This is a genomic window from Niallia sp. FSL W8-0954, from assembly GCF_038005605.1.
Classification (GTDB): Bacteria; Bacillota; Bacilli; order Bacillales; family Cytobacillaceae; genus Niallia; species Niallia circulans_A.
Genome location: NZ_JBBOTN010000001.1, coordinates 1,750,012 through 1,763,996, shown reverse-complemented (window position 1 = coordinate 1,763,996; position 13,985 = coordinate 1,750,012). Strand labels below are relative to the sequence as shown.

Annotated in this window: 13 protein-coding genes; 2 read left to right on the top strand and 11 right to left on the bottom strand. The window is 34.4% G+C overall.

What is annotated here, in order from left to right:
* Positions 1-183: 183 nt before the first annotated feature.
* On the top strand, positions 184-1,716 hold the full coding sequence (locus tag NX902_RS08595; RefSeq protein WP_095333094.1) for a DHA2 family efflux MFS transporter permease subunit: 1,533 nt from the start codon (positions 184-186) through the stop codon (positions 1,714-1,716).
* Between the two features lie 91 nt (positions 1,717-1,807).
* On the opposite strand, the gene NX902_RS08590 is transcribed toward NX902_RS08595, so the two are convergent.
* Positions 1,808-2,848 carry a 2,3-butanediol dehydrogenase gene (locus NX902_RS08590; protein WP_095333203.1) on the bottom strand — a complete coding sequence of 347 codons (1,041 nt, stop codon included), beginning with the start codon at positions 2,846-2,848 and terminating at the stop codon, positions 1,808-1,810.
* Positions 2,849-3,052: 204 nt separating this feature from the next.
* Here NX902_RS08590 and NX902_RS08585 point away from each other — a divergent pair, with 204 nt between their 5' ends.
* On the top strand, positions 3,053-3,940 hold the full coding sequence (locus tag NX902_RS08585) for a LysR family transcriptional regulator (protein WP_095333096.1): 888 nt from the start codon (positions 3,053-3,055) through the stop codon (positions 3,938-3,940).
* Between the two features lie 22 nt (positions 3,941-3,962).
* On the opposite strand, the gene NX902_RS08580 is transcribed toward NX902_RS08585, so the two are convergent.
* From NX902_RS08580 to NX902_RS08535, 10 genes are all read right to left on the bottom strand, one after another.
* Entirely contained in the window at positions 3,963-4,571 is a 609-nt protein-coding gene (locus NX902_RS08580; protein ID WP_163188221.1) for a VanZ family protein, read from the bottom strand.
* Positions 4,572-4,588: 17 nt separating this feature from the next.
* Complete coding sequence (locus NX902_RS08575; RefSeq protein WP_095333100.1) at positions 4,589-5,824, bottom strand: FtsW/RodA/SpoVE family cell cycle protein; 1,236 nt, start codon at positions 5,822-5,824, stop codon at positions 4,589-4,591.
* The gene (locus NX902_RS08570; RefSeq protein ID WP_163188223.1) at positions 5,817-6,233 is read right to left on the bottom strand and encodes a PadR family transcriptional regulator; all 417 of its coding nucleotides are present in this window, start codon (positions 6,231-6,233) and stop codon (positions 5,817-5,819) included. Before NX902_RS08570 ends, NX902_RS08575 begins: the two co-directional genes overlap by 8 nt.
* Positions 6,218-6,769 (bottom strand): sigma-70 family RNA polymerase sigma factor, encoded by a 552-nt coding sequence (locus NX902_RS08565; protein ID WP_095333104.1) that lies wholly within the window; start codon positions 6,767-6,769, stop codon positions 6,218-6,220. Before NX902_RS08565 ends, NX902_RS08570 begins: the two co-directional genes overlap by 16 nt.
* A 218-nt stretch (positions 6,770-6,987) precedes the next feature.
* A complete protein-coding gene (locus NX902_RS08560; protein WP_163188251.1) occupies positions 6,988-8,268 on the bottom strand; it encodes an MDR family MFS transporter in 1,281 nt (426 codons plus the stop codon).
* A gap of 177 nt (positions 8,269-8,445) precedes the next feature.
* The gene (locus NX902_RS08555) at positions 8,446-9,090 is read right to left on the bottom strand and encodes an SGNH/GDSL hydrolase family protein (RefSeq protein WP_171509500.1); all 645 of its coding nucleotides are present in this window, start codon (positions 9,088-9,090) and stop codon (positions 8,446-8,448) included.
* Between the two features lie 140 nt (positions 9,091-9,230).
* Positions 9,231-10,211, bottom strand: a complete 981-nt coding sequence (locus NX902_RS08550; RefSeq protein ID WP_123259650.1) for a metal ABC transporter substrate-binding protein — start codon at positions 10,209-10,211, stop codon at positions 9,231-9,233.
* 601 nt (positions 10,212-10,812) lie between these two features.
* Positions 10,813-11,865, bottom strand: a complete 1,053-nt coding sequence (locus NX902_RS08545) for a Gfo/Idh/MocA family protein (RefSeq protein WP_163188225.1) — start codon at positions 11,863-11,865, stop codon at positions 10,813-10,815.
* Positions 11,866-11,938: 73 nt separating this feature from the next.
* On the bottom strand, positions 11,939-12,907 hold the full coding sequence (locus NX902_RS08540; protein ID WP_163188227.1) for a sugar phosphate isomerase/epimerase family protein: 969 nt from the start codon (positions 12,905-12,907) through the stop codon (positions 11,939-11,941).
* 52 nt (positions 12,908-12,959) lie between these two features.
* Positions 12,960-13,985 (bottom strand): Gfo/Idh/MocA family protein, encoded by a 1,026-nt coding sequence (locus NX902_RS08535; RefSeq protein ID WP_163188229.1) that lies wholly within the window; start codon positions 13,983-13,985, stop codon positions 12,960-12,962.

Below are 13,985 nucleotides of genomic sequence, written 5' to 3'. Positions count from 1 at the left end.
CGTTGGATTATTGTGATAGCAATGTTTCTACTAAAGAAAAAAAGTGGAATTAATAAGAAATTATTTTTTACTTAGGGATTCTAAACATTTTTATTGCATTATTTATACTACAGGTATATTATTATTTAAGCTTAGATCCAATGGATAAAAAGAACGTAAAGTTCATAGGGAGGAATTGTTTTAATGAACACAAATGCAACATCGAATGAAAAAAAACCGCCATATGGCATTATCGTTATTTTAATGGCAGGTGCCTTTGTCGCATTTTTAAATTCAACGCTTTTAAATATCGCTTTACCATCTATTAGTGCGGATTTCAAAATTGATCCTTCTGTTGGCCAATGGCTGGTAACTGGATATATGCTTGTAAATGGAATTATGATTCCAACATCTGCCTTTTTAATTCAAAAATATTCAACGAGAAGATTGTTTATAATAGCAATGTCCCTTTTTACAATTGGTACATTAATGGCTGGCATGGCTCATTCTTTCCCAGTACTATTGCTTTCAAGAATGATACAGGCTTCTGGTTCATCCATTATGATGCCTGTTTTAATGAACTTCTTACTTACCAGCTTTCCAGTTGAAAAACGTGGAAGTGCTATGGGTGTTTTTGGTCTTATCATGACTTTTGCTCCAGCAATCGGCCCAACATTATCAGGGTATATTGTAGAGCATTATGAATGGAGAATGTTGTTCTATGTTGTTTCACCAATTGCTATCATTGTGTTAATATCAGCAATTTTTAAAATTAAAGACAAAAAGGAAAAAGTAGATATTCATATCGATCTTTTATCTGTCATATTGTCTAGCTTAGGTTTCGGCGGATTACTATACGGATTCAGTTCAGCCGGCACAAAAGGCTGGAGTAATATTCATGTTTATGGAACTTTAATTATTGGTGTGATAGCCCTTATTTTCTTTGTTCTGCGTCAATTAAAAATGACTACTCCAATGCTAGAGTTCCGAATCTTTAAGTATCCGTTATTCTCCTTATCAGCAGTAATTACTGTTGTGGTAAACATTGCACTATTCTCTGCCATGTTGTTAATGCCAATGTATATTCAGACCGTAAGAGGCATTTCACCATTCCACTCTGGTCTCTTATTATTGCCTGGTGCGATTATTATGGGGATTATGTCTCCTATTACAGGAAGACTTTTTGATAAATATGGAGCAAGGACGCTTGCCTTAGTTGGTTTAACATTGACTGCCATTACAACATATATGTTTAGTCAATTATCCATGACCACTACGATAACTACACTTGTTCTTATCTATTCCTTGCGTATGTTTGGAATGTCTATGGTTATGATGCCGATTATGACAAATGGTTTAAATGAATTACCGTCTCGAATGAATCCACATGGGACTGCTTTAAATAATACATTGTCTCAAGTTTCTGGGGCGATTGGTTCTGCAGTTATGATTACATTCATGTCACAACGTACAAAAACGCATGGTGAGGAACTGGCTGCTAAAGCAATGCAAGAAATGAGTAATACAACCACTCAGCCAACCCCCGAAGCAATTGCTACTATGAAGGAGCAGCTGGGAATGCAAGCAATGCTTGAAGGAATTAATGATGCTTTCCTTATTTCTGTTGGAATTGTCATCGTTGCACTTGTTCTCGCAGCATTTGTAAAGCGTGCTGTTCCGCCAAAAGATGCAGAGCAGCAAACTAGTCCAGCGAAAATGAAAGAAGCAGTAGAATAAACAAACAGTCAGCGTCAACCGCTGACTGTTTTTGTATAAAAAACAAGGATGTTCCTTTAATGGACATCCTTGTTTGCTATCATTACTTTGTTTATTCTGCACTTACTAATATCTTCACTTGATTTTTTTCAGATATCAGCGATTGGAAACCCTCTTCAACCACTTCATCTAATTTAATCTTTTTAGTTACCAATTTATCTGCTGAAAAATAGCCTTTTCTCATTAAATTTAACACACTTGGAAATACATCTCGATAACCAATAATCCCCTTAATAGTACGTTCTTTAATAACAATATCATTAGGGAGAATTTCAGCCCCTTTTTCCCAAATACTTACTATAACAGTTTCTCCAGAAATTGTAGTAGATTGAATGGCTTGTCTTAAAACTACTGGAACACCAGTTACTTCAAAAGAGACATCTACTCCACCATTTGTACGGCGAACAAGTTCTGCAACTACATCTTCATAATCAGCTGGATTTACAACAATTGCACCAAGTTCTTCTGCTTTTGCCTGGCGTTCAGGAGAAAGCTCAACTGCATATATATCTGTTGCTCCCGCTGCCTTTAAAGCTTCTATTACTAACAGTCCAATTGGTCCACAGCCAAAAACTGCTGCCGTATCCCCTGCCTGTATTTTACTTGATCTTACAGCGTATAAAGCAACAGCAGAAGGTTCTACTAATGCGCCTTGTTCGTAGGATAATTCATCTGGCAATTTATGCAGTAATTCTGTATCGACAGAAACATATTCAGAGAAACCTCCTCCGCCACCTGCTAAACCAAGAAATCCCATATTCTCATCTAAGTTATAAGCACCTTGATGACCATGTGTAGCAAAAATAGGTTCGACCACCACACGATCTCCCACTTGATAGTCAGTTACGCCTTCTCCAATTTCTACTATTTCTCCAGAAAATTCATGTCCTAATGTTACAGGAGCCACTTCATTTGTTAAAGGATGTGGTTGATCCACTGGTATAAAGATAGGACCTCCTAAATATTCATGTAAATCACTGCCGCAAATTCCACACCACTTTACTTTAAGTTTTACCTTTCCTGGCGCTACTTGCGGTTCTTCTATGTTCTCTAAGCGAATATCTTTTTGGTTATGCCATCTTAATGCTTTCATTTTTACCATCCATCCCCTTTGACCTTAATAGGTTTATAGCCGTATCTTTTATTTTGAGCAACTTGTTATTTAAGGCCTTAAAAAACTTAAGTTTCAGAAACAATTTAATTATAGTACTTATATGATTAATTTAAAATTATATTATAATTAACTATAGTTAACGATTACTTAACTATATTCTAGTTTTTAAGAAAGGAGCTACATATGAATATAGAACAATTAAAATATATTGTTGAAATCTCTCATTCCAGCTCTTTAAAGACAGCTGCAACTAAGTTGAATATTTCTTTACCTGCGCTTAGTCAGTCCGTAACAAAGCTAGAGAAAGAGTTGAACATTGAAATTTTCCATCGCTCTAGAAAGGGAACCTATCCAACTGAGGAAGGAAAAATACTCATCCAAAAAGCTAACGGCGTACTAGAGAAATTACAAGAGTTTTTAGATGAAGCTGAAAGCTTTGTCCATATCCTCAAAGGTGAGTTAAAAATTGCAACTTTCCCTGGACCTCTGGATTTATTAGCTGATCAGATTACTTTATACAAAAAAGAATTCCCTTACATAAAGGCATCTATTGAGGAAGATAACTCACAGCATATTATTGAAAAAGTAAAAAAAGAAGAAGTAGATATCGGTTTCATTATTTATACAGCGGAGGATATCAAGAAAAACAGTAGCTTGCGTTTCCATAAACTATATGATGGATGCATGGTTGTAGCAGTAAATAAAAACTCACCTTTAGCAAACAATGAATATATTACAGAGAAAATGTTAATAAACCAGCCAATTATTTTGTATAATGATCATTCTATTTTAGAATTCGTGCAAAATTTAGCTATTGTCGAAAATGACATGGAAATTCTATTTACAACCAACAATGTGGAAACTATTCGGTATGCCTTAGAAAGAAATACAGCCATTAACATTGGCTATGATTATGCATTTAAAACAATAACTGGGTTAGCAAACAATGATAGCTATGTAACTCTGCCTTTCGTTGATACCATAATAAATACCTATTACTTTGGATATATTTATCCAATAGACAAAGGTATTTCTAAGGTAGCTAAAGAGTTCTTAAATAGGCTGACATAAAGTTAGCCTATTGCCTGCTGCATTATTTACTATTCTTTCTCACGCCAGAATCTTTCCCTTTATGAAAAAAATTCTGGAAGATTTTATAAAGACTAAACCCAAACATAATCCCTAAGGCATTTAATATTACATCATCAATATCCGTACTTCTCCCTATGAATAATTGAAGGATTTCTATTAAAAGAGGAATACCAATAGCTATCCAAAATAAGGAGGAAAACTTTCTGAATGCTTTCCATAATAATGGGAGAAAAATACCAAAAGGGACAAAAATAACAATATTCCCTAATAGATTGATCCGTGACACTTCATTCCAATTACTTACTTGATCATTTTCTAGGGCAAAATAGGAAATGATCGTGGCAAAAGGGATAAGATTAATACTTCTTAATCCCTCAGACCATTGAATAGAAAGCTGCTGCTTACCATCCTCCACTATCAAATACCAATGGGGAATAATGGTCTGGGATGCTACCCCTGTGCAGAACATCACAAACAGGAAGAGGAGGGTTTCTTTCATCCATACTATTTGTTGTGTTTTATATTTAACGTATAAATATCGACTTAACAGATAAATTGGTGATCCAATCAATATGTAAATAATCATTGACTCAAGATACATTCTAATCATATCGTGCCCCCCACACATTATTGAAAGTTTTTTCTACGAATAATACTTAAGATAAGACCAATTAATAAAGCATTAATAACGGTTGGAACAAGACCATAGCTTATGAATGGCAAGGATAATGAAATAACCGGTAGAAGTCCTACACACATTCCTAGATTATAAACAACTTGAACACTATACAGTGTAATAGATCCTATTAATAGAAATTTCGCATATGGATGCTTTATTTTTTTGACATTGGCGATCATCTTTAGAATAAGTGCTCCGAATAACAATACAAGAATTACAGCCATCATGTATCCAAATTGATAGGTGATTTGCAGAAAAACTGTGTCTGTATTATTAATAAAAGTTAATACTTCCATATCTGGTGAACCAACCCATTTTAAATCAGCCCACATTTTTTGGCGATATAAATAAAAATAACCAGCTTCTTCGGCATATCTTTCAGGAAATAGAAATGCCATTAGTCTATTTAATTGATAACTTCCTCTTGTAAGAAAAAGAAGCCCTAAAAGAAGGATTGTTCCTATTCCATATGTAATAAGGACTTTCCTTTTAGAAAAGCGGCTCCAAGATAGCATGATTGCGACTGTAAAAATATAAATAAAAACAGTAGAAATACTATCAAATCCGAAGAGAAATAAAACACATGAAAAGAAAAATAAGCACAAGAAAGAAACATATGTAAATTCTTTCTTACTAAAAAAGGAAGCCCAGGCTAATAAAAAAAAGGGGATGGCCATTATGCCTTGGAGTATAATTGGTCCAATTTTTATATAATTCATTCCATTAATCATAAGATTGCCAAAGAAAATAATAGATATCAATAACAACGATCCTATTGAATAAAATAAATATCCAAAATCAGCAAATTTACGATAGTCCACATACATAAAACCAATGACTATTGCAATCCCTAAGAAAGTCATTAATAACTTTAGCGTGATAAAATGAAAAGAAGAAGATAATGCTGGCAATATTCCTATCATTAACAGACTCACTGTTAAAATAACGATAGCCCAATCAATCGTTGGACGATAGATTTCACTTAACTCTCGTCCCAATTGGGAAGGACTTCCCATTTCATTAATTGCTTTTTCTTCTGCTTCGTTTTCTGTCCACCCTTTTTTCATCCATCCCTTTTTTGCAAGTTGGATATGATACTCCATTTCTAATTTAATCGATTCCTTTGCTTCTTTCGATTTCACTTGCTCCGTCACTTTATCTAAAAATAAATGTTTATTATTCATTTACGTACACCCAATCTATCAGTTCTCTAATATTTTTGCTGCGTCCCCCTTCTGCTGCCAACTTTTTTTCGAGCTTTTTTCCTTTACGGTCTATATGGTAATATTTTACCTTGTTATTGTCCCACTCTGATGCAATTATATTTCTCTGTTCCAATCGATGCAGAAAAGTATAGATAAATCCTTCTTGATTCTCAAACTTTTGAAAGCCGCGAGCACGTAACAACTCTGTTAATTCAAAACCAGTTTTTCTAGTATGAAGTAATTGCAAAGCTGCTAAAAGAATCTCCTCTTCCTTATTCTTTATTTGAATTTTTTTCATAATTTCTTTGCGATGCTCAGCAGTAAATGAAAGATGATTAAAATAAGTATTTTTCAAACCAGCTTGAAGGTTTTTTAGTCGTTTTTCCATTTTTCTTCATCTCCAATCTTTTTTAATAATTGCTTCGCTCTTCTTAATCGGGTTTTGATCGTATTTTCATTAACCCCTATTATCCTGGCAATCTCCTTTATCGTTAATTCTTCGAAATAAAAGAGGAAGATAATTTCTCGATACAGAATAGGTAAACTCATCACAGCCTGCACAAGCCATTGTTCTTCCTCTTTTTGAACAATGGTTTGTTCAATATTTTCTTTACTGTCTTCTCCATAAATATATTCGTCATCCACTTTTATAACATTTTTTGTATACCAGCTTTTCAAATAATCTTTACAGTGGTTAATAGCAATTCTCCAAATCCATGTTCGAAAACTAGATTTCCCTTTATATTTATGGATGGAATAATATACTTTCACAAAAATATCTTGTGTTAATTCTTCTGCGATCGCTTCATTTTTGACATAAGAAAAGACTAAATGTAATAGCTCTTGTCCATATGTAGTCATAATTTCATCAAATACTTCTTCTTTATTGTCTATTTCTTTCCAGCATGCTGACAATTCTTCCAAAACAATAAACCTCCTTACCTAATAATTAGACGACATACAGGAGAAAAAGGTTTGGATAAAATCATGTAAATCAATCCCCTTATTAGAATTAAAGCCTTTAAAAGAAAAAACACCTTCCTAATTAGTTATAAAAATAGCCATTAGGAAAGTGTTATATTAGAAAATGATCAGATTATAAAGCCCACGTCCAAGCTGGAAATTTCCATCCTTTATACTCCTCATAGTGGTTTCACTATATTTAACTTTCTTTTTTTTGTTTCAAATTGTTTGAACATCACTTGATAAATGAACGCACTTATTATCGCTAATATAGCAATAATGAAGAATGTCCATTTAAATCCGAACCAGGCACTCATCGGAATGGATAATGGAGCAATCATTTTTGAAAAAGTGAACCGCAGACTTGCTGCCGCAAAATATTTACCACGTTGATCCTCGGGAGCAATCTCAGAAATAAAACTTTGTTGAATTCCTGCTGTCATCAACTCTGCAAAACTAAATAAGAGCATGGCGAACATTAACCCCCAAATTAAATTAGTTTGGCTAAACATGATAACTGCAATCGCATAAATAAAGGAGGAAATAATAAAAACATTCTTCTCTTTAAATTTAGACATCCATCTTGTAACAATTATGGTAAATAAGGCTACGACCAAGCCATTTTCTGCAAGTATTAATCCAAAAGCTTGTGTACTTTGAATTTCTAGAGACCAATTGCCAAGAGAAAATAAGTTTTGTGTAACAACCATTTCATCTACATAGACTGGTAATAATAAATCTAGTTGCATAAAGGTTTGCCCTATTAATACTCCCGCTAAAATAAACAGTAAGAAAGTTCGGTCTCTTACTATCACCTGATAATCTTTTAACTGTGCCCCAAGCGCCATAGCCCAATTCTTTTTCTTATTATCTAGTTCTTTATATGGCGGAGCCGTTTCAGCAATCCAAATTTTTAATACCATACTCAATATAATATTTAATAGTCCAGCTGCTAAAAGGAGGAAAAAACGGTAATCTTTATAAAAGAAACCGCCAAGAATCGGACCAATTACTACTGCAATATTGGTAGAAGTATAAAAAATAGCAAAAACACTGCTTCTGTCTTTTTCTTTTACTACATCGGCAACCATCGCTTGGCTTGCTGGCCAATAAATACTAGTAAACAAGCTGATAACAGTGAAACAGATAAAACTAATAGCTGGGGAATCAAGCCACGGAGAGCTAGCAAAAGCAAAGATTAAATAGGCAATTCCTTGGGCAAGACTTGATATTACCATCATTTTCTTTCTACCGAATTTATCAGCATAATAGCCGCCAAGCAAATTGGCAACAACAGAAAAGGCTTGAGAAAGTATTAATAAGAATCCTGCAATTGATTTCCCAAAGGATTCTGTAAAGTATATCGCTAAAAATGGGAAAAACATCCAAAATGTTACATTAACAGTTGATTCACCAGCAAGACGAATCTTTAAATTCCGATCCCAATCTCTAAGTCGCATCGTCATGATAGTTGTCACTCTCTTTCTATTTATTTCCCCTATCATACCTTGATATTTCGGTTTAGGAAAGACTTTCTTTTCTATTATGATGATGTCTCTATATCCTTTTAAATAGATTTTAAATTAGTTAGTCTATGGATAAGAGACATGTTTTCAATCCTTTCCTCTTTTTATCGATTATCTAAAACTACTTTTATCTTCCTTAAACTTTTTGTATACCTGTAACCATGTTTGCGCCATTAGCATATTACCAGCAGAATTCATATGTACTCCATCTGTCGTTAATACTTGATTATTTTGTTTTTGTAAATACTCCATGAATACTTGATGTGTAGGCACAACCACTGCATCATATTTGGCTGCTATATGATGAATGACTGTTACATAATCTTTTAAAAGAATATTGCCTTTTGCTTCAATCGCTTCCTCAATAATGGTTGGCTCCATCAAAAAAATACTGGCATTTGTATGTTTTTTTACTTTTTCTAATAAACGTTCGTAAATAGCGCTAAATTTAGCTGGAGTAACCTGTTCTAGTTGAGGTTGGTCTAATTGTCTCCATACATCATTAATTCCAATTGATATAGAAACTAGATCTGGACGTAAGGTCAGAACATCTGCTTCCCAGCGTTGTTCTAAGTCAGTGATTCTATTTCCATCTATCCCTTTATTAACAATATTCGGCAAGACTTCTGGTTGATTAATAGTAAAGTAGTCTTTAATATAACGAACATAGCCATAACCAATGCCTTCCCTATCTTCCATTCTTCCCGCCTGTGTAATACTATCTCCTATAAACAAGAATCGTTTATTTGCTTCCATCCCAATCATCCCTCCATAGAACGTTTTCATTTATACAATAGCATGTGGTTCTTTCGCAAGGCAACCATCGATTTCTCCCATACAAAAAGCCTCAATTGGAATTTAAAAAACTCCAAGAGAGGCTATAAGAGAAGAGTCAATTATTGTTGTGCCTGGACAATTTTTTCTAAGTTACGTTCCATTACCTTAATATAATCCATTCCACTTTCTTCATCTTTCTTGCTTAGTGCTTCTAAAGTGCTTAGTACTTCTGTTCTTGCCCCAATTTCAGTGGCAAGCGTATCTGCAACTTTTTGCGAAGCCGTTTCTTCAAAATAAATAACGCTAATATCATGTTCTTTTGCAAAATCTTTTAATTCCGCTAATCTTTGTGCATTCGGTTCTTGGTCTGGTGATATCCCAGAGATTGGTACTTGAGTTAATCCATATTCACTTGCTAAATATCCAAATGCAGCATGTTGTGTAATCATTTCTTTTTTCGCTACTTTGCTAAGATCATCACTATATTTTTGATCAAGTGCTGTTAATTTTGCAATATATTTTTCACTATTTTTTTGATATGTTTCTTTATTATCAGGATCTACTTTGATTATGCTCTCCGTAATTGTTTCTACTTCTTTAATCGCTAACGCTGGACTTAACCAAACATGAGGATCTTTCTCATGACTATGCCCATCTTCCGCCTCTTCACTTTCATGGTCATGGTCAGCTTCTTCCCCTTCATGATCATGCTCATCTGTTAATCCCTCTTTTAAGGTAATACCTTTGCTTGCTTCAACAAATACTGTTTCTTTATTATCAACAGCAGATTTAATTGTATCTACAAAATTTTCCATATATATACTATTAAAAACAAATAAATCTGAAGTTTGCACATTGGCGATATCTTTTGGTGTTGGCTCCCATCCATGTGGTTCTTGATTCGAAGGAATAAGTAATGTTACATCTGCCTTGTCACCAGCTATATTTTTTGTAAACTCATACATAGGATAAAAGGTAGTCATGATTTTTAGTTTCTCTTTATTTGCCCCGTTCGAATCATTATTTTCTCCTTTGCCACATGCAGCTATCACCAATATTGCAAGTAACATAATCGTTACTAATTTAAATTTTTTTCCCATTTTTATCCCCCTGCCTTTTATTTACTTTCTTTATGCATTTCTCTATAATATTAAACAATATAAACTACATTCGATTTGGATTATTCTGTTCTCCTTAATTTTAATTGCGATCTCTGTTTCTGTACAAACCAGTGTTTTTTTACTCACATAATGACCAAACCTTTATTTATTCATACCCAAGATATAAGAAGTGCTGTAAGATCAAAGTTAAAATTATGTATGAAAACAATGGATATAGCAATTGTTCAAAAACTTCTATTCTCAGTTTGCCTTACACTATCCTCCGGAAGAACTAGAAAGTCACTTAATCTCTCGACAGTTTTTTATCCTCAATTTAACTCCTATCATCTGTTCGTGCAAATGTAATTTTATTTAACCATATAAACTTTAAAACAATCAGATCGAAACTGTTACGATTTATAAAATTAGATGGAGCATATAAAAGATTGTTCTATCGACTTTATTATATTAACCGTAACCATTACGATTTGTAAAGTGTTTTTTATAACAAATGTTTAAAAGCATGTAAATTGACTTTAAAAGCAAAAGGCTATATCCTCCCTAGAAAGCTGGAAGCCATATAGCCTTTTTCAAAATGCTGCTATTGTATGGATTCTACCGTCGATTTAAAGTAAACACGTTCTTTTTTCTTTCCTGATTCATATACGGCACAAATCATTTTTTGTGTTTTTAATGCTTCTTCCCCCGTGACATCTAAAGGAATTCCTGTTGCCAACGAATCGTAAAAATTATTGATTTGCTTTACATGACTAACTCCCCAATACCCTTTGACTCCATTTTCATAATGAAAAGTTTCTTGAGGATTATTATCTGCGATAAATTCTCTTCCATCCATTAATCGTACAGTTGCCCGATCAGCAACCATTTTGGCAATTCCCTTTTCACAATGCAGCTCAATTTCAACTGGCGCGTCGTACGTATAATAATTTATAGCATGAAAAGCAGTAACAATGCCATTCTTATATGCTATAACTCCTTCAGCTGCATCTTCCACCTCAATAATTTCATGTGCACGATTGCTTATTGATGCATCTACATAGTTAATGTCGGCATTCACAAACCATCTCATCAAATCCATTGTATGAATTGCTTGATCAATTATAACTCCGCCGCCTTCTTTCTCCCATGTCCCTTTCCAATCACTTTTTTGATAATACTCATCAGAACGGTCCCATGTAACAGATAGTTTTCCTGATTTGATCTTGCCAAGTTCTCCATTATCCAACATTTTCTTTATGAGCTGGGAGCCAGGATTATAACGATTTTGAAAAATGACACCAAGGGTAACCTTATTCTCCTTCGCTGTTTCCACCATTTCAACAGCATCATCATAATGAATAGACATTGGTTTTTCTGTTAATATATGAATCTGTTTTTTCGCAGCTTCAATTGTCACTGGTGCATGCAAATGATGTGGCAGACAAATATGCAACACATCTAAGCTTTCCTGTTCAAACATTTCCTTATAGTCTGTATAAGCGGCACAGCCATAAATTTTGGCTTTTTCTTCTGCTCGTTCAGGCTTTACATCACAAACTGCTACTAACTCTGCATCCTCTCTTGAGACAATTGATTGAGCATGCATAGGAAAAATATTACCACAACCAATAATCGCTACCTTTAATTTGGACATGTTTCTCTCCCCCGTTTCCACTATTTAACGAATGTCTATTTGTTCAAGTATTTTCTAAATATACTTAATAAATCTAAACCCACCACATTTGAGAAGGAGCATCTTCAATTAAAACAGATTTCAAATTAGTAACCGCTCTTGTTAATCCTTCCCTAATCGACATAATTGGATCTTCATGTTCAATGCTGACAACATAATCGTACCCATATGTTCTTAAAGCACTCATCATATCTGACCATTCACTAACACTATGTCCACATCCAACGGAACGAAATGTCCAAGCCCTTGTCTGAACTTCACCGTATGGCTGCATATCTGTTAAGCCATACATGTTAACATTATCCTGGTCAATATACGTATCTTTTGCATGAAAGTGATGAATAGCTTTTTCCTTTGCCAAAATTTTAATCGCCGCAACTGGATTAATACCTTGCCACCATAAGTGACTTGGATCCAAGTTTGCACCAATCGCATCACAAGTTTCCTCTCGTAATTTTAATAAGGTGTATGGAGTATGCACTAGGAATCCACCATGGAGCTCTAAACCAATCTTCACACCACTTTCTTTTGCAATATGCCCTACTTCTTTCCAATAAGGGATTAACTTTTCTTGCCATTGCCATTTTTTCACATCAGAATATTCATTTGGCCATGGCGTAACTGGCCAGTTAGGATATTTCGCACCATCATGATCCCCAGCCGTTCCTGAAAAGCAGTTTACAACCGGAACATTCATCAAAGATGCTAGTTTGATTGTTTTAAGCAGTGTTTCATGCGATTCCTTTGCAAATGCTTCTTCAGGTGAGATTGGATTTCCGTGACAACTGAATGCACTTATGATTAAATCACGTTCTGTCACCTTTTCTAGATATTCTTTTCTCTTTTCTTCTGATTCTAATAATTCATCTACATTACAATGTTTGTTTCCAGGATAACCGCCAGTACCTATTTCAACTGCTTGAATGCCAGCTTCTTTTACTGCATCAAGCATTTCTTCAAATGATTTGTCTGCAAATAATACGGTAAACACGCCTAATTTCATGTGAACTCCTCCCCATTCCTTCCAATTTTCCTGTATTCTTTCTATATATGCACTATATTTTGGTAATAGTCTTCGTTGCTTGTGATTCCAAGGCTGCGAGAATGATCGCCAAAGATTTTTTTCCTTCTTCTCCACTAATAAGTGGCTCTTTATCTTCTAAAATACTTTCCACAAAATGATCTATAACACCAGTCTTATTTTGTCCACCATCACTATTTGATTGAATTCTGCCTAATTCATAATTTACTTTTTCCCCATTGGTATATTGGATAATTAACGAATAGTTTGGATCATCTTCTAAACGAATGACGGCTTTTTCTGCATAAATAACAGTTGAATTATCTTCTTTTCCACGATAAGCCCAGCTTGCAGTCAACGTTCCAATTATGCCGCTATCTGTTTTTAATATACAAACAGCATTATCATCTACAGTAGAGAAGTCTTTTGCATTCGTTTCTACAAATGCTCCCACCTCTGTAAATTCCTCTCCTAATACAAATCTTAATAAATCTGCTTTATGAACACCTAAATCTCCCATAGCACCAATAAATGCTTCTTCTTTTTTAAAGAACCAGCTCTCTTTACCATCAACACTCCAGCCTTCTGGACCACCATGACCAAATGTTGTGCGGAAACTGTACACCTTACCAATTTCTCCGCTTTTAATTAATTGATGTGCTTTTTGATGGGATGCAACAAAACGTTGGTTATGTCCAATCATCAATTTTTTTCCACTCTTTTTAGCAGCTTTTATCATTTGCTCAGCCTCTTCTTTTGATGTTGCCATTGGCTTTTCACAAAGAACATTTTTGCCAGCATTCAAAGCATCAATAGAAATAGGGGCATGAAGATAGTTTGGCGTACACACACTAACCGCATCTATCCCATCCATTTTTAATAATTCTTTATAATCGGTAAATGCTTGCGCTTGATATTTTTCCGCAATTTCAGTTGCTCTTTCCTCATTGATGTCACAGACAGCAACCAATTCCACTTGTTTATTCAATAGATATTCAGGAATATGACGATGTTGTGCGATACTTCCACATCCAATTACGCCTACTTTTAATGAAGCCAT